General features: G+C 66.6%; 14 protein-coding genes. 6 read left to right on the forward strand and 8 right to left on the reverse strand.

What is annotated here, in order from left to right; all coding sequences use genetic code 11:
- Window positions 1-23 precede the first annotated feature (23 nt).
- The 5 genes from ACW17Z_RS14465 to ACW17Z_RS14485 all read left to right on the forward strand — a co-directional run bounded on the left by ACW17Z_RS14465 (window position 24) and on the right by ACW17Z_RS14485 (window position 7,559).
- Window positions 24-1,361 carry a sulfotransferase family protein gene (locus tag ACW17Z_RS14465; protein WP_492056505.1) on the forward strand — a complete coding sequence of 446 codons (1,338 nt, stop codon included), beginning with the start codon at window positions 24-26 and terminating at the stop codon, window positions 1,359-1,361.
- Entirely contained in the window at window positions 1,361-3,526 is a 2,166-nt protein-coding gene (locus ACW17Z_RS14470) for a serine hydrolase domain-containing protein (RefSeq protein WP_492056506.1), read from the forward strand. The genes ACW17Z_RS14465 and ACW17Z_RS14470 overlap by 1 nt, the downstream gene beginning before the upstream one ends.
- Window positions 3,523-4,719, forward strand: coding sequence for an MFS transporter (locus ACW17Z_RS14475; RefSeq protein ID WP_492056507.1), 1,197 nt, complete (start codon window positions 3,523-3,525; stop codon window positions 4,717-4,719). The genes ACW17Z_RS14470 and ACW17Z_RS14475 overlap by 4 nt, the downstream gene beginning before the upstream one ends.
- 66 nt (window positions 4,720-4,785) lie before the next feature.
- Complete coding sequence (gabT, locus tag ACW17Z_RS14480) at window positions 4,786-6,069, forward strand: 4-aminobutyrate--2-oxoglutarate transaminase (RefSeq protein ID WP_492056508.1); 1,284 nt, start codon at window positions 4,786-4,788, stop codon at window positions 6,067-6,069.
- Window positions 6,069-7,559, forward strand: a complete 1,491-nt coding sequence (locus ACW17Z_RS14485; RefSeq protein ID WP_492056509.1) for an NAD-dependent succinate-semialdehyde dehydrogenase — start codon at window positions 6,069-6,071, stop codon at window positions 7,557-7,559. The genes gabT and ACW17Z_RS14485 overlap by 1 nt, the downstream gene beginning before the upstream one ends.
- Before the next feature lie 26 nt (window positions 7,560-7,585).
- Here ACW17Z_RS14485 and ACW17Z_RS14490 read toward each other — a convergent pair whose 3' ends face one another.
- The 5 genes from ACW17Z_RS14490 to ACW17Z_RS14510 all read right to left on the reverse strand — a co-directional run bounded on the left by ACW17Z_RS14490 (window position 7,586) and on the right by ACW17Z_RS14510 (window position 11,327).
- Window positions 7,586-7,927 carry an aminotransferase class V-fold PLP-dependent enzyme gene (locus ACW17Z_RS14490; protein ID WP_492058538.1) on the reverse strand — a complete coding sequence of 114 codons (342 nt, stop codon included), beginning with the start codon at window positions 7,925-7,927 and terminating at the stop codon, window positions 7,586-7,588.
- Between the two features lie 68 nt (window positions 7,928-7,995).
- Window positions 7,996-8,694, reverse strand: a complete 699-nt coding sequence (locus ACW17Z_RS14495; RefSeq protein ID WP_419318617.1) for an HAD family hydrolase — start codon at window positions 8,692-8,694, stop codon at window positions 7,996-7,998.
- Window positions 8,691-9,542: a lysophospholipid acyltransferase family protein gene (locus ACW17Z_RS14500; protein ID WP_492056510.1), complete on the reverse strand. Its 852-nt coding sequence runs from the start codon at window positions 9,540-9,542 to the stop codon at window positions 8,691-8,693. The genes ACW17Z_RS14495 and ACW17Z_RS14500 overlap by 4 nt, the downstream gene beginning before the upstream one ends.
- Window positions 9,539-10,171, reverse strand: coding sequence for a GNAT family N-acetyltransferase (locus ACW17Z_RS14505; protein WP_492056512.1), 633 nt, complete (start codon window positions 10,169-10,171; stop codon window positions 9,539-9,541). Before ACW17Z_RS14505 ends, ACW17Z_RS14500 begins: the two co-directional genes overlap by 4 nt.
- A 127-nt stretch (window positions 10,172-10,298) precedes the next feature.
- The gene (locus ACW17Z_RS14510; RefSeq protein WP_492056513.1) at window positions 10,299-11,327 is read right to left on the reverse strand and encodes an AraC family transcriptional regulator; all 1,029 of its coding nucleotides are present in this window, start codon (window positions 11,325-11,327) and stop codon (window positions 10,299-10,301) included.
- Between the two features lie 176 nt (window positions 11,328-11,503).
- Between ACW17Z_RS14510 and ACW17Z_RS14515 the strand changes: the two genes are divergently transcribed.
- Window positions 11,504-11,848 (forward strand): erythromycin esterase family protein, encoded by a 345-nt coding sequence (locus tag ACW17Z_RS14515; RefSeq protein ID WP_492056515.1) that lies wholly within the window; start codon window positions 11,504-11,506, stop codon window positions 11,846-11,848.
- Window positions 11,849-12,211: 363 nt separating this feature from the next.
- Here ACW17Z_RS14515 and ACW17Z_RS14520 read toward each other — a convergent pair whose 3' ends face one another.
- The 3 genes from ACW17Z_RS14520 to ACW17Z_RS14530 are packed head-to-tail and all read right to left on the reverse strand — an operon-like array spanning window position 12,212 to window position 15,977.
- Entirely contained in the window at window positions 12,212-13,096 is an 885-nt protein-coding gene (locus tag ACW17Z_RS14520; RefSeq protein ID WP_492056516.1) for a ribose-phosphate pyrophosphokinase, read from the reverse strand.
- On the reverse strand, window positions 13,093-14,613 hold the full coding sequence (locus ACW17Z_RS14525) for a thymidine phosphorylase family protein (RefSeq protein ID WP_492056517.1): 1,521 nt from the start codon (window positions 14,611-14,613) through the stop codon (window positions 13,093-13,095). Before ACW17Z_RS14525 ends, ACW17Z_RS14520 begins: the two co-directional genes overlap by 4 nt.
- Window positions 14,610-15,977, reverse strand: coding sequence for an MBL fold metallo-hydrolase RNA specificity domain-containing protein (locus ACW17Z_RS14530; RefSeq protein WP_419318605.1), 1,368 nt, complete (start codon window positions 15,975-15,977; stop codon window positions 14,610-14,612). The genes ACW17Z_RS14525 and ACW17Z_RS14530 overlap by 4 nt, the downstream gene beginning before the upstream one ends.
- Window positions 15,978-16,147 lie beyond the last annotated feature (170 nt).

The raw sequence follows: 16,147 nt of genomic DNA on the forward strand, positions 1-16,147 counted from the left end.
GCAAGGCGATGGAGGATCTGGGCATGATCGCCCCGCTCATCCGTGACGGCCGCGTCGGCCAGGCGCTTTTGGGCCTGGCGGTGATCGAGGCGACGGCGGGCGATGACGCGCGCCTTTTGCAACATCTAGGCGAATACTACACCCACTGTGGCAAAACTCACGAGGCCGCGCGCTGTTACCGGCGCGCGGTCGACCTGACCCCCGACGACCCACGCTGCCTCTACAATCTGGCGTCCGCCCAGATCGCTCTGGGTCTTACCGGTGAGGCCGAGGCCCTGCTCGACCGCGTCATCGCGCTCGATCCCGCTGACGCCGACGCGTGGCAGAACCGTTCGACTCTGCGGCGGCAGACAGCGCAGGCCAACCACGTTCCAGCACTGCTCGACGCCGTGGCGCGGACCCGGCCCGGGCCCGCCGAGGTGGCGATGAGCTATGCCCTGGCCAAGGAGTTCGAGGACCTGGGCGAATACCGACAGAGCTTCGAATGGCTCAAGCGCGGCGCCGATCGCCGCCGCCGCCTGCTCAGCTATCAGGTCGCGTCTGATGTCGCGGCGATGGACGAGATCGCTCGGGTGTTCAACCCGGCGCTGTTCGCGGCGACGCCCGAGGGGTGCGCCGAGGTCGGGCCGATCTTCGTGCTCGGCCTGCCGCGCAGCGGCACGACCCTGGTCGATCGCATCATCAGCTCACACAGTGCGGTGGAGAGTCTTGGCGAAATCAATGACTTCGCCCTGTCCTTGATGCGCCTGGCCGGCCAGGCGGGCGGCAAGGGCGACCTGATCCGCCGCTCGGCGACCCTCGATCCGGCGGCGCTCGGCCGGACCTATCTCGACAGCCTGGCCGGCCGTGGCCCGCGGCGCCCGATGGTCATCGACAAGACGCCTGTCAACTTCCTCTATGTCGGCCTGATCGCCCGCGCCCTGCCCAACGCCAAGATCATTCATCTGCGTCGCCATCCCATGGACAGTGGCTATGCCCTGTACAAGACGCTGTTCCGCATGGGCTGCCCCTATGCCTACGACCTTGATGACCTGGCCGCCTACATGCTGGCCCATCGCCGGTTGATGGCCCATTGGCGCGCGGTGCTGCCGGGCCGCATCCTCGACGTCGACTATGAGGCCCTGGTCACGGATCAGGAGACGCAGAGTCGACGGATCATCGCTCATTGCGGGTTGGACTGGCAGGACGCCTGCCTGCGTTTTCACGAGAACGCCGCGCCCGCCGCCACGGCCAGCGCGGCCCAGGTGCGCCAGCCGATCCACGCCGACTCGGTGGGACTGTGGCGACGCTACGCACCGCAACTGGCTCCCCTGGCCGCTGCTCTCGCGGCCGGCGGCGTCGATCCGGTCGAGCTCGTCTGATGTCGCGTCTGGCTCTTGGCGCGATCCTGCTGACCGCCGCCGTCGCCCTGGCGACCCCGGCCTTGGCCGGGCCGATCTTCGCGGATGACTTTCAGGATGGCCAGGCGGACGGCTGGGGCGCGGCCGGCGCCGGCGACGTTCGGCTGACCACCTTCCAGGGCAATGTCTCGTTGCGCCTGACGCGGCGGGCCATGGCGACAACCTCCGTCTCGACCCGGGGATTCGCTCAGGTCTCGGTGGCCGCCGCCGTGGCCGGCCAGGGCCTGGGTCGTGATGACGCCTGTCTGGCCGAGGTCTCCGCCGATGATGGCGCGACGTGGCGGGAGATCGTCGCGCTGCGCGACAGGGCTGATGACGGCGTCGCCTTCACCCATGCCGAGGTCTCGGCGCCGGTCGCCGCCGGCCGGTCAACCTTGATGATCCGTTTCCGGGCGGCGGGTGGCCTGCGCGCTCTTTGCTGGGGCGACGCGGTGGTGGTGACGGGCCAGCCGTTGGCCGCAGAGTCAGGGGCTCCAGGGGCGCGGTTCGATCACGATCAATTAATCTCCGGCGAAGGCTTCTCGTCGCCCCTGCCGCTCTCCGCCTTCGCGCCTCCGCCCGGGGCGGAGGCCCCATCCAGCCGCGAGGTCTGGCGGCTGACGCTGGACAGCCCCGCCGCCAAGGTCGGCATGGCGATCCTCAAGGATGAAACGGCGACGACAGCCGCCACGCGGGCTCTGCGCGCCACCCTGCCGACTTTCGACTTCGTCTTCGTCGAGGACGGCGAGGCTCTGATCCCGGTCCAGCGGGGACCTATCGCCAGTGGTCATCCGGTCTGGGAATGGGTGCTCGAGACCGGACGGGTTTGGACCGAAGCCGCCGACAGGGGCTGGCGGCGGGCGGCGATGCCCTTCGCCCTGCAGGAGCGCAACGCCAACTGCCTGCACAACGGCGTGATGACCTTCCTGTTCAAACCAGACGGGTCGGTCTCGCGGGTTGCCTTTGAGGTCGCTTCGGAGACCTGCGCCTACCTGAAATTCGACGCCTGGGGCATGGTTCCTGCCCAGTTGACTGCGGTCTCCGACGTCGACGCCGACGCGATCGCCGCCGCCTACCGGGCGGAGGTCGCCGCCCGGCTGCCGGTCCGTCCGATCGCCGCCCTCGCCAAACTCTATCCCGGGTTCGACCCGGCCCGATTGGTCTTGGCGCCGCCGGCGGATGGCGATCCGCCTACTGCCTACGGCCTGGTGGTCGATGGCGTTCACTATGCCTCGACCTGCCAGACCCGGCACGGTGACTATCCATTCTGCAACACGCTCGACCTGCCGTCCTACTCGACCGCCAAGTCGATCGTCGGCGCCATCGGCCTGATGCGGCTTGAGGCCCTGGTCCCGGGCGCGGCCAACCAACTGATCGCCGAGCACGTGTCCGCATGCGCGGCCGGCGAGGTCTGGAAAGACGTCACCCTGGGCCAGTCACTGGACATGGCGACAGGCGTCTATGGCTCAAGCGCTTTTGAAGCTGATGAGAGCGCACCCTCGATCAGCGCCTTTTTCGACGCTGAGGATCACGCGGCCAAGGTCGCCTATGCTTGTGGTCAGTACGGCCGCCGGGCCACGCCGGGGCAGACCTTTGTCTACCACACCGCCGACACCTATCTGTTGGGCGCCGCCCTGGCCGACATCCAGCGCGAGCGCGGCGATAGCGATTTCTATGACGCCTTGATCGCGCCGCTGTGGCGCTCGCTGCGGCTGAGTCCGACCATCCTGACCACCCGGCGCACCCTCGATTCCATTCGCCAGCCCTTTACCGGTTGGGGTTTGACCTATCATGCCGACGACATTGCCCGGATCGGCGGCTGGCTCTCGGATGGCGCGCGCATAGATGGGCGGACGGTTCTCGACCCCGGTCTGCTGAGCGCCGCTTTGCAGCGTGACCCGGCCAGGCCAGGCTTGCGCGCCGGCGGCGAGGACTATCGCTACAAGGCCGGCTTCTGGGCTCGCGACCTGGGGGCGAAGCTCGGCTGCGCCGCGCCGCTCTGGGTCCCCTTCATGTCGGGTTATGGCGGCATCTCGGTCGTGCTGCTGCCGGGCGGTCTCACTTACTATTATTTCGGCGACAGCGGAGTGTTCGACTGGGCCCAGGCCGCTGTCGAAACCGCCAAGATCAAACGGATGTGCCCATGACCGACGCAGCTCCGACCGCGCTCGCCGCGTCTGGCCGTCCGGGTCGGGTCCCTGAGGACAGCCTGTTGGCCAGCGTGCTGCTGTCTTTCCTGGCCACAGCCGGCCTGTTCTACGTCAACATCATGGCCGCCTTGGTTGACGGCCTGATCACCGGCGCCGGCTTGACCCCGAAGGCGGCCGGTTTGGTCGCCTCGGCCAATGTCTATGGCGCGGCGGTCGGGGCGCTGACGGCGGTGTTCATCATCCGGCGACTGCCCTGGCGACCGACCGCCGTGGCGGTGTTGCTGAGCCTGATCATCGTCGACCTGATCTCGACCCTGCTTACAGCGCCTGAGATCCTGATCGCCACCCGCTTCGTCCACGGTTTGATCGGCGGCTTGCTGGTCGGGGTGGCCTTCGCGGTCATCGCCCGCACCAAGACGCCTGACCGCACCTTCGGCATGTTGCTGGTGGTGCAATTTGGCCTGGGCGGCCTGGGCCTGATGTTCCTGCCGCACCTAGTGCCGATGTTCGGTCACGGCGTGCTGTTCGTGGCCTTGGCGACGTTCAGCGCCGTCACCCTGGCCATGATCCCCTTTCTTGGCGACTATCCCTCGCCGCCCAAGCTCGCGGCTAGCGCCGCGAGGCCCGCCGTGCGCTGGATTCCATTGAGTCTGGCTTTCGCGGGCATCTTTCTGTTCCAGGCCGCCAATATGGGTCTGGCCGCCTATATCATCGGCCTCGGCAAGGCCTCGGGTCTGAAGCTTGGCTTCATCACCGACACCCTGGGGGCGGCCAACTGGATCGGCGCCCTGGGCTCGGTCATGGTCGTGGTGCTGGGCCTGAAGTTCGGCCGGACCCGACCGCTGCTGGCCGGCCTGGCCCTGACCCTGGTCGGCACGTGGGCGTTCCATTTCAGCCATCTGCCCTGGGTCTATCTGGTCGCCAATATCGCCACGGCGGTGACCTGGGCCTTCGTAATCCCCTATCTGTTGGGCATGTGCGCGGCCTTTGACAAGGCTGGACAGATGGCGGCTCTCGGCGGGTTTTTCTCGAAACTTGGGTTGGCGTCGGGTCCAGCCCTGGCCGCCTTCGTCGCCGCTGGCGGCCAGTATCGCGGCCTGATCACCTTGGCGGTCATCGGCCTGCTGTTCAGCGGACTGGCGGCCATCATACCAGCCTTGGCGCTCGACCGACAACGATCGCCAGCCTGATCTTCCATCACACGCGGGCCTCCACGGCCCGCCAGCCTTGTCCACGCTTTCCGGAGTCGCACCTTCATGTCCGCCAACGCTGATCTGCTGTCCCGCCGCCTCGCCGCCGTGCCGCGCGGAGTCGCCACCGCCACCCCGATCTTCGCCGGCCGGGCCGAGAATGCCGAGCTGTGGGATGTCGAGGGCAAGCGCTATGTCGATTTCGCCGGCGGCATAGCCGTGCTCAACACGGGCCACCGGCACCCAAAGGTCCTGCAGGCCGTGCGCGACCAGCTCGACGCCTACACTCACACCGCCTTCCAGGTGGTGGCCTACGAGCCCTATGTCGCCCTGGCCGAGCGGCTGAACGCTCTGGCCCCGTTCAGCGGGCCGGCCAAGACTATCCTGTTCACCACTGGCGCCGAAGCGGTTGAGAACGCCGTCAAACTGGCCCGCGCCGCGACCGGCCGTTCGGCGGTCATCGCCTTTACCGGCGGATTCCATGGTCGCACCATGTTGACCATGGCGATGACCGGCAAGGTCGCCCCCTACAAGCGGCTGTTTGGCCCGTTGCCGGCCGAGGTCTATCACGCGCCGTTTCCCGTGCCGCAGTACGGCGTGTCGGTCGAAGACAGTCTGCGGGCGCTGGAGTTCCTGTTCCGCGCCGATGTCGAGCCTGAACGGGTGGCGGCGATCATCATCGAGCCGGTGCAAGGTGAGGGCGGCTTCCAGCCGGCCCCGACCGAACTGCTGCTGGCGCTGCGTGAGCTCTGCGACCGACACGGCATCCTGCTGATCGCTGATGAGATCCAGGCGGGGTTCGGTCGCACCGGCAAGATGTTCGGCATCGAGCACAGCGGGGTTGAGCCGGACCTGATCACCGTGGCCAAGTCGCTTGCCGGCGGCTTCCCGCTGTCCGGTGTCATCGGTCGCGCGGCGATCATGGACGCGGCCGAGCCCGGCGGTCTGGGCGGCACCTATGCCGGACCACCGATCGCCTGCGCCGCCGCCCTGGCGGTGTTGGATGTGATCGCCGAGGAGCGGCTGCTCGATCGGGCCAACGTCCAGGGGGAACACATCAAGCGCAGGTTGCTGGCCATGAGCCAGCGCAACGATCTGCTGCCGATCGCTTCGATCCGCGGACCCGGGGCCATGATCGGCTTCGACATCGTCCGCTCCCGCGGCGGCGGTGAGCCGGACGGGGCCCAGGCCAAGGCCTTGACCGTCAGGGCGCTGGAAAAAGGTCTGATCCTGCTGTCCTGCGGCGTATTCGGCGAAACCATCCGTCTGCTCGCTCCTTTGACGACTCCCGACGCCATCCTCGACGAGGGACTCGATATCCTCGAGGCGTCCCTGGCGATGGTGTCCTGATGACGCGGCACGACCTTGGCGAGCGGGCCCGTCTGGCCCTGAAACGTCCCGACCTGCTGCGCGAAGCCGCTTGGATCAATGGCGTCTGGGTCACCGGTGACGCCGTCATAGAGGTGACCAATCCGGCCAATGGCAAGGTGCTGGGCGTCGTCCCGGCCCTGGGCGAGGCTGAAACCCTGGGCGCGGTGGCCGCCGCCCACGCGGCCTTTCCGGCCTGGGCGGCGCGCGCGGCCAAGGACCGCGCCGCCATCCTGCGACGCTGGTTCGAATTGGTCATGGCTCACCGGGATGACCTGGCTCGGCTGATGACCGCCGAACAGGGCAAGCCATTGGCCGAGGCGCAAGGCGAGGTGGCCTACGCCGCCGGCTTCATTGAGTGGTTCGGTGAAGAAGCCAAGCGCGCCTATGGCGAGGTGATACCGGGGCACCAGGCAGACAAGCGGATTGTCGTGCTCAAGCAGCCGGTGGGCGTGGTGGCGGCGGTGACGCCCTGGAACTTCCCGGCGGCCATGATTACCCGCAAGGTGGCGCCGGCCTTGGCGGCTGGCTGTACGGTCGTGCTCAAGCCCTCGGAGTTGACGCCATTCTCGGCCCTGGCCTTGGCCTTGCTGGGCGAGGAGGCGGGGTTGCCGGCGGGGGTGTTCAATATTGTCACCGGGCCGCCGACTCCAATTGGAGCGGTGCTGACGACCGACCCTCGTGTCGCCAAGTTCACCTTCACGGGCTCGACCTCGGTCGGCAAGATGCTGGCTGCGGCTTGCATGGGCACGGTCAAGCGAGTGTCGCTGGAGCTGGGCGGCAATGCCCCTTTCATCGTGTTCGACGACGCCGATCTCGACGCCGCAGTCGAGGGCGCGATGGCCAGCAAGTTTCGCAATACCGGTCAGACCTGTGTCTGCGCCAACCGACTTCTGGTTCAGGCCGGCATCTACGACGCTTTCGCCGAACGGTTGACGAACCGGGTCAAGGCGCTGCGGGTCGGTGATGGGTTGGAGGGGGCTACCGACCAGGGGCCGCTGATCAACGCCTTGGCGCTCGACAAGGTCGAGCGCCACATCGCCAACGCGGTGGCGGGCGGAGCCGGGATGCTGACCGGCGGCCGGCGGTTTGGGACGTCGGGGACCTGGTTCGAGCCGACGGTCCTGATCGATGTGCCACCCTTGGCCCTTTTGAACATCGAGGAAACCTTCGGTCCGGTGGCCGGATTGGTGCGCTTCGAGACAGAGGCCCAGGCCCTGGCAATGGCCAATGACACCCGGGCGGGCCTGGCGTCCTATGTCTTCACCCGGGATCTCGATCGCGCCTGGCGGATGGGTGAGGGGCTTCAGTATGGTATGGTCGGACTCAACACGGGCCTGATCTCCACCGAGGTGGCGCCCTTCGGCGGCATCAAGGAATCGGGGCTGGGCCGCGAGGGCTCTCACTTTGGCCTGGACGAGTACATGGAGCTGAAGATGATGTGCGTGGGCCTCGCGCCGGCCCCCGTTTAGGGGGCTTCAAGCGCGGCGGCCCGATCTCACGGTATGACCAGCCCCGAGGCGGCGGCGGCGGCGGCGGCGCACTGCGCGCCCAGCCTCAGGCCGCCGGCAGCCTGCGCAAGCGCCACGCCAGCTTCGAGAGGTTGAAGAACCCCCGTCTCGTTGCTCGCTGCCATGACGCAAACAAGAAGTGTGTCGTCACCGATCAGGCCCGCGAGGGCGCGAAGGTCGACCGTCCCATCGATCCCGACTGGCGCCGCAACGCAACGAAGGCCTTCACGCTCCAGCGCAACGGTGGGCTCCAGCCCTGATCTGTACTCGATCGTGGTTACAACGATGGTTCGCCGCGGTGAGCCGGTCCGAACCCGCGCCTGGAACAGGTCGGCGCGTCAACCGCGCGCAACCCATGGGCCAGCAAGCCCGGGCGGCCTGCAATCGATGAGTTCTGTCAGGAGATGCGAACCAGGAGGTCCACGATCATCGGCTCCAGATCCTCGATCGCCGATGCGCGCCGAGCGAGGTCTCCGTCGGCGGTCACGCCATGGGCGTAGTAGCTGGCGGAGACGAAACCTTGGGCCAGGCCGCTGGCGTGGATGGCCAAGTCGCTGGCCCCGTCGCCGACTATTACCGTGGGTCCGCTCATAGCGCCCCTACGCCCCCATCGCCGAACCAGAGCGGTCTTGTCGACGGACGTCAGCAGAGTCCAGTCGCCCACTCCCACGGCCTGCCTTCCGATCCAGCACAGGCGATTGGCGGCGATGGCCTCAGCCGGAAAGCCGCAGGCGGCCCCGATCGGACCTAGCCAGTCGTGAAATGCGGCCGAAACAATGAACAGCCGCGCCCCCTGGCCGCGCAGCGACTGGAACAGGGGGCGGAACGGCGTGATCCGATCCAGCGCCCCGGCGATATAGTCGTCGATCGCTTCTCGCTGGATCGACAACAGGGCCCCCAGCAGTATCAGGGGATCCTCCGGGCGCGCGGCGCCGGCCATGAACCGCTGCGAGCGCGCCTGCAGGGCCGCTATTCTGGCCTCACTATCGTGGCGACGGCGAAGACTGAGCTTGAGCACTTCCTGCAAGCTCTCTTCGGGAACCAGAGTTTGGTCATAGTCGAAGATGACATTGCAGCCCCAGAGCGAGCGGTTCATGTCTCGCCACGCCTCAGCCGCGCGCGCAGCGCGTGCTTGTCCTGTGGCCGCCAGTCGGTGGCGGCGGCGCCCAGACGGTCGGCGATCGCCTGCTGGACGCGCTTGGCGAAGGCGGTTTTGGACTCGTCCGGCGCGCGCGCCAACCGGGGCAGGTAGTCTAGCTTGAACGTCACGGCGGGCATGGCCAGCAAGCGCAGGACGTTGGCCGGCTTGGACGACAACAGCGGATCGGCGTTCAGGTCAAAAGGCGTGGTCAGTCGCAGGGCCGTCGGTACGACTGGGAACCCGCGGGCCAGAAAGCTCGGCTGGAACTGGAACAGGCCCTGCTGGTTACCGATGGTCTCTTCCGGCGACACGTAGAGGCTGGTTCCGGAGGGATGCTTGCGCCAGGCCGCGATGTGGCGGGCCAGCGTCTTGCGGTCGGCGACGCGCCATAGCTGAGCGCCTGAGCTGCGCGCCAGCGGCATGGCGGTCGCCCGGCCCAGCGCGCCGCCGTCCTGGCCAATAGCGATGCAGGCCTGGGGCTGTCCGCACACCGCCAACAGGTCGAATACGCTGACATGGTTGAGGGCCACCACGCAGCCGTCTGTCAGATGGACCACCTCCTCGCGGGGGAGGTTGACGATGACGCGCACGCCCATCGCCCTGCGGATCAGAGGAAACAGCCGCGAGGAAACACTCGGCGGCAACGCCATGGCCAGCGGCGCGACCAGGATGGCCAGCGCCAGCCGGCTGGCCGCCAGGGCGATCCCGAGCGGCCAATACCATAGGGGTGGTCCTGTTCCGGTGCGCCAGGTCTCCAGGTCGCAAAGGTGGCTTACCGGCGCCTCGGAGGGCGGGCGCGTCATGCCAAGGTCACCGGGGGACCGAAGTCTGGGGTCGTGTCTTGTCCAGCGGCGCGGACCGCGCGGGCGAAGATCCGCTGGCGGTTACGCTGCAGTCCGGACAGGAACATGGCGCGGGTGACATCAATGCGCAGGTGGGGACCAAACGGCGTGTCGCAGACGACGCCATAGTCATCGTCGACGCCCAGATAATTACGGTTCAGCCGGATCGCCATCGTGTGGTTCAGGTTGGTCAAGGTGTGGATTTGATCGAAGCCCAGCTTCAGGAACCCGTACTCCAAGGCCATATGCGCCGCCGCCATCGGCGCCCTTGAGCGCCACAGCTTGGGAAAGAAGCGCTGGCCGAAATTGATGCCGTGTTCCTTCTGCGCGAACCCCGAATAGCCAAGAAACTCTCCAGTTTCCTCGCGCCTCACCGCCCAGCGTGACCAGCCGCGCGTCTGAAGTTCCAGATTGAAGGCGTCGACCTCGCCGGCGGCCTGCTCGAACGACCGAGGCTTGCCATCCGAAATGAAGGCCATCACGCGCGGGTCCGACACCAGCCGGGCGTAGTCGTTCCGGGCGTCGTCGTCCCAGTCGCACAGGCAAACGCCATTACGGCGGGCATAGATTTTGGACCCGAAAATGCTCATCGATCTTTGCCCTGAACGCTTGCTCAGGCGTGGAAGGAAAGGAGCTCAGGGGGAAAGGAAAGTGAACGTCGGGCGCCTGTGGCTCAATGTGCGGCGGAGCGCAATTTCACCGGGCGATTTGTGCGGACTAGCGCAGCTCGGCGATCCAGCGCCGCCAGTCGGCGGGCGAGCCGGCGTCGAGCATGGGCGCGCGTGCGGCCGCCAGGCTGCGGAACTCGCGTGGGGTCATGCCATAGAGGCCGCGGAACGCCGAGACGAAGCTGGACCGGTGGGTGAAGCCGTAGGCCTCGGATATGCTGGCGATCGTTTCGCGCCCGGCCTCCGGCTCGGCCAGCCGCGCGCGCACCGCGTGCAGCCGACGCTGCCGGACATAGCCGGAAAATCCGCCCAACTCCTTGAACAGGTAATAGAGCTTGCGCTCGGACATGCTGAACCGGCCGGCGACAGCTTCGGCCGTAAGCGAGCGGTCTGTCAGCTGGGTTTCGAGGCAGTGGCAAATCTGTTCCAGCAGAGACTGGTTGGCGCTCGTCGCCACGGTGTCATCGATCTGGCCATTGATCGTGGCTGCGGCCAGTTCCACGGTGGGGCGCACCAGTCTGGCGGCCTGACTGAGCGTCAAAGACGGGGCCAGTTCGATCAGCATCTGCAGGTGCCCGAACAGCAGGGAAACGAGCGGCTCTTCTCGGCGCAGCACAGTCAGATGGAGGGTGTCTGGGGCTGTGAGCAGGGGCGCCAGCAAACGCCTGGGGATGAAGAGGTTGAGGTTCTCGAAGTCGCTGGCCGCAGTGGCCAGCGGTTGGGCAAGGTCGATGATCAGCAAGTCCCCGGGCCTGGTCCAGGCGTCCGAGGCGCTGTGGCGCTGTCCACAGGCGCCCTCGACGTAGAATTGCAGCAGATAGTTCGAAAGCCCGTCGCGGGCGGTGCGATAGCGAGACCGGTCGAAGGCCTGAGCGGTTGACCGGCTGCGTCCGACTAGCAGTTGATCCAGCGCATAGCCGCCAGCCTGGCCTTGGAAGTGGTCGTCGTCGCCGCCGATCCGGACGTCGAACATCACGCTGAGGGCCTGGGCCCAGCCCACCGTAGCCTCGCGGATCGACATGCCGCGCGAGTCGAAGAATGAACCTTGGACTTTCTCTTCTGGATTCTCTTGGCTCATGCCTCGCCTGAACTCGAAAAGCGGCGCTTTGTCCAGTCCGGCGCCCGTTTGGAAGAAGGGTTATGGCACGGCGCCGCGAGCTCGCGCCAACTTGCGACCGCTTCGCGTTATTGACTGTTTTAGGTTGGAAATGGGTACGCGTTAGGTTGCAACGACACACTCACAGCGGCACGGTGATGGCGGCTTCCGACTGGGACGCACCGGCGGAGGTCAAGACGGTCAAGCCCTCGCGCCCTGACAGCTATGAGGCGTGGTGCCACGCGGTGGGCGTCGAACGGTTCCTCATCGATCTGCGGCCGGGTCACAATGGGGCCCTGCGGGCCGATTTGCATGAGCCGCGGCTGGAACGCTATGTCGGCGTTGTCTATCGCCCCGACAGCGAGCGCCTGAGCCATTACGCCCACGCCAGCCTGTCCCAACAGTACGACGCCTTCGTCTGGTTCGATCGGACGCGGGCAGTGACCCCGTTGGCGACCGAGGTTCGCGCCGGCGAGGACGATACCTATCCCTTCGGTCTATGATTGCGGCGACAGCGACCCGAGGCGAGGCGGAACCGTTCACGGCGGTCGGGGGGGCGGCGCTTCACGCCACGCCGCATGAACCGCCACGGCAACCTTTTTGGTCGACGATGATGGGCCGGCCGCTACCGTCGAGACCCACGTCCTTGTACGCCATTTCATCGGGATGCAGACCCCCGAGGGTCGGCGGCGGGCCGGGCGCGACGTCGCCGGGCTTCTGCTGCCCGCCTGCCGAATCCGGTGAGATAATCGGCCATTCGGTAGCTTTGCCTGCGACAATCGACCGCCACGGCAAGCGCCGACAGGCTTTTCATCCCTGCCAGTGAACGCGGTCCGACAGGCTCGCGCGGGGATGCCGTCTCTCGTCTAGCTATCGTTGAGCCCGACTAGGGCTTGGGCGATGAGGGATGCGATAGAGATCGTATTTGAGGCATGGGCCACGGTGTCTGTTGAGACGATGCGTAGGGTTTCTGCGGAGGCTTTGTCGAAGGCGTCTGCCACAAAAATCGCGTGAACGACGACACACACGGGGGCGGGAAAGCCCTGTTTGCGCAGTGCGGCGCTCGCCGCGATCAATGTCCGTCCAGATGACGCTATGTCGTCGATCAGGACGGGTTGCCGCCCGGCGTGCAGTCCGAGATCCGGCATAGCGATTTGGACTTCGCGATCGCCCTGCCGCGTCTTCGACAACAGCGCATAGGGTACGCCGCATCTGCTCGCGATCTCCGCCGCCCATTGTTCGCTCTCCGCGTCGGGCCCGATGATCAGGGGGTTTGCCACCTCGCGCGCAATCCACTCGCTGATCAGCGGCGCGGCGCGGAGGGCGACGCAGGGGATCTTATAGAGCTCGTCAAGGTGTGAGAACCGATGGAGATGTGGATCGACCGTAATCAGGCGATCCACAAGGCAGGAAACCAGGCGTGCGAATGTGCGGGACGTCACGGCCTCGCCCGGGCGGAACCGGGCGTCCTGACGCATATAGCCAAGGTAGGGGGCCACAAGGGTGACCTCCGATGCGCCGAGGTCCCTGAGGGCGTCCGCTACGAATGCGAGGGTCAGAAAATGTTCGTCGGCGTTCGCGCAGACAATGTCGACCGGCCGCCCCTTCGGATCGACGTCAATCCGCAGGTAGCGTTCGCCGTCTGGAAAGCGCCGAAATTCCAGCCCGCCAAGTTCGAAGCCGCCGGCGCCGGCCAGCCGGGCTGAAAAGGCCTCACTGCCGGGTAGCGGCAGAACCAGTCGCAGGGTCATGCCTCGATGCTCAGCATATCGGGATTGGCGGCGGCATAGTCCAAAGCATAGGCTAATTCTCCCCGGGCTTCAGCGTGGACCGTCAGCAACGGTTCGCCCGCCGCGACCTCGTCTCCCAAGCGGACATGGAGCTCGACTCCCGCAGCCTTGTCATCCGGGGCGCCGGCTAGCTTGGCGAGCCGCGCGAGGGTGCGGTTGTTCATGGTCATGACGCGGCCTGACCGCTGCGCCAAAAGCGGCCGGCTGACGACGGAACGTGGCGGCTCCCGCAGGCCACCCTGGGCTTCGCAAATCCGCTGAAACTTCGCCCAGGCCCGTCCGTCCGCAAGGGTCCGCTCCGCCAGCCTGGTCCCCTCGCCGAGACCGCAGCGGCCCGCCAGCTCCAGCGCCGCGCCGGCCAGCAGGCAGGCGCGGCGGCGCAGGTCCGACGGAGCGGAGGGCTCGCCGCGCAGGACGGCCAGGACATCGCGCGCCTCCAAGGCGGGGCCGATGCCGCGACCGACCGGCTGACCACCATCGGTGCGCACGCACCGGACCTCAACCCCGCACACCCGCGCCACATGAGTAAGCGCGTCGGAGATAGCGTCGGCGTCGTCATCGGAGCGAACCTTGGCCGTCGGCCCCACGGGAATGTCGAGCACCACATGGGTGGATCCGGCTGCGATTTTCTTTGAGAGCACGGAGGCCACCAGCTGGCCTTCAGTGTCGATGTCGAGCACCCGCTCCACCCGGATGAGCACGTCGTCGGCTGGGCTCAGCCGCATGGCGCCGCCCCAGGCGAGACAGCCGCCTTCCTGTTCGACCACCCTGCGCATGGCCGCGAGGTCGAGGTCGACGTTGGTCAAGGTCTCCATGGTGTCGGCCGTGCCGGCTGGAGAGGTTATGGCCCGGGACGAGGTTTTCGGGATTACCAGTCCGTTCGCCGCGACAATGGCTACGATGATCGGCGTGGTGCGGTTGCCCGGCAAACCACCCACCGAGTGCTTGTCGATCACGACCGGTGAATTCCAGCTGAGTTGTTCGCCGGCCTGCACCATGGCGCGGGTGAGATGGACGACCTCGTCACGGTCCAGTGGCAAGGCCGAGCAGGCGGTCAGAAAGGCGGAAAGATGGACGTCGTTGTAGCGGCCTGCGGCAATGTCGGAAATGATGTCAGCCATTGAGGGAGCATCCAGGCGCTTGCCGTACACGCGCCGGCGCACGCTGGACATCGAGGTGAGGGCCGGCGGATGGCGGACATGGATCTCGTCCCCGTCGGCCACCCCCAGTCGTTCCCAAGCCGCCTCGGAGAGCCCCGCCTCGTTCGTCTGCACCAGTTCGCCCCCGGTAACCTGGTAGAGGGTCGCCATCACCTCGCGGCCGTGGGCCATCAGCAGCACCTGAGAGCGTGGGCCGTGGCCCTCCGACCGGCAGACCGGGCTGTCCTCACGCATCAGCACGATGGAGTCATGTTGTGACAGCAGCCCCAACCGGCGCGCGGTTAGGACGGGCAGGGGCGGCTGCGACCCGTCGGTCACGAAAGAACCTGCTCGTCTCCCTCGGCCGGGATCACGCAGGACCAGCCGAGTTCCTGCTCGATCCGTTCCCGCAGCGCCAACGAAGCGCCGGCCTCCCCGTGCACGATAAAGGTCTTTTTGGGCGGTCGCTCGAAGCCGCCAAGCCAACGCAGAATCTCATTGGCGTCGGCATGAGCCGAGAGCATGGGCAGGTTGTCGATCTCCGCGCGGACGGGAACGAAACCGCCATGGATCTTCACTTCCCGCGCACCGTTGATGAGGGCCTCGCCGCGCGTGCCAGCGGCCTGGAAACCGGCGAACAGGATCGTGTTCTTGGGGTCTGGTCCGTAGGCCTTGATGTGGTGCAGAACGCGCCCCCCGGTGGCCATGCCGCTAGCCGAGATAATCACCTTCGGCATGCCATTGTGGCTGAGCGCTTTGGATTCCTCCACGTCCTGCACATAGGTCGCCGAGGCCATCGCGGCTCGGCACTCATCAGGCGAGAGACGATGGTCGTGCGGGTGCCGCTCGAGCATGCCACTGGCGTTGATGGCCATAGGACTGTCGAGATAGACGGGCGTCAGTGGCAGGCGGCCCGCCTGTTTCAGACGCCAGCACAGATAGAGAAGCTCCTGGGCCCGACCGACCGCGAAGGCGGGGATGATCACGGTCCCCCCTCGCGCCGTGGTCCGTTGGATTGCCTCCAGGAGGGCGTCGGCCGGAGCGACCTGCGCGTGCTGTCGATCGCCATAGGTCGACTCCACCAGCAGGTAGTCCGCCTGAGCCACAGAGACTGGGTCGTGCATCAGGGGGTCATCGTAGCGGCCGATGTCGCCGGAAAAGACGAAAGTCTTGCCGCCCCAGCGCAGTTGAACGCTCGCCGCTCCTAGAATGTGCCCGGCGCGGCGGAACAGCAGATTGGCGCCGTGCCCAAGGTCTGTGGGCGTGTCGAAGTCGATGGCGCGCAGCTGCTCCAGCGCGCGCAGCGCGTCGCGCTTGCCGTACAGCGGTAGGGCGGGCTTGTGCTTGGAGAAGCCGTGACGGTTGGCGAATTCCGCATCGCTCTCCTGGATCTTGGCGCTATCCAGCAGCAGGAGTTCACAGAGGTCGGCCGAGGCGCTGGTGCAGAAGATGGGTCCCTGAAAGCCTTCGCGCACTAGCTTTGGCAGGTAGCCGGAATGATCGAGGTGCGCGTGAGTCAGCACGACTGCATCGATGCCGGCCGGGTCTACCGGAAACTCTGCCCAATTCTTCAGACGTAACGCCTTCAGACCCTGGAACAATCCGCAATCGACGAGAACCTTGCGCCCGCCGAGTTGAAGCAGGTGGCGGGAGCCGGTGACCGTGCCCGCACCCCCGAGAAACGTCAGGCTGGCCTTGGACATCCATTCCTACTTCATCTGACGCGATCAGCCTTCACCATAAACAGGGCGGGCGGCGGCGTGCAGCCTAATTGAGCTCATGGCTTCAACCCGAAGGTGAGACTCGGCGGTTTTCTGCGTCCTCGATCGCTCCTGGTCGAGTGCGCAAAGGGCATAATTGATCCAGATCACGG

It is taken from the genome of Caulobacter sp. GSs2 (genome assembly GCF_058680895.1).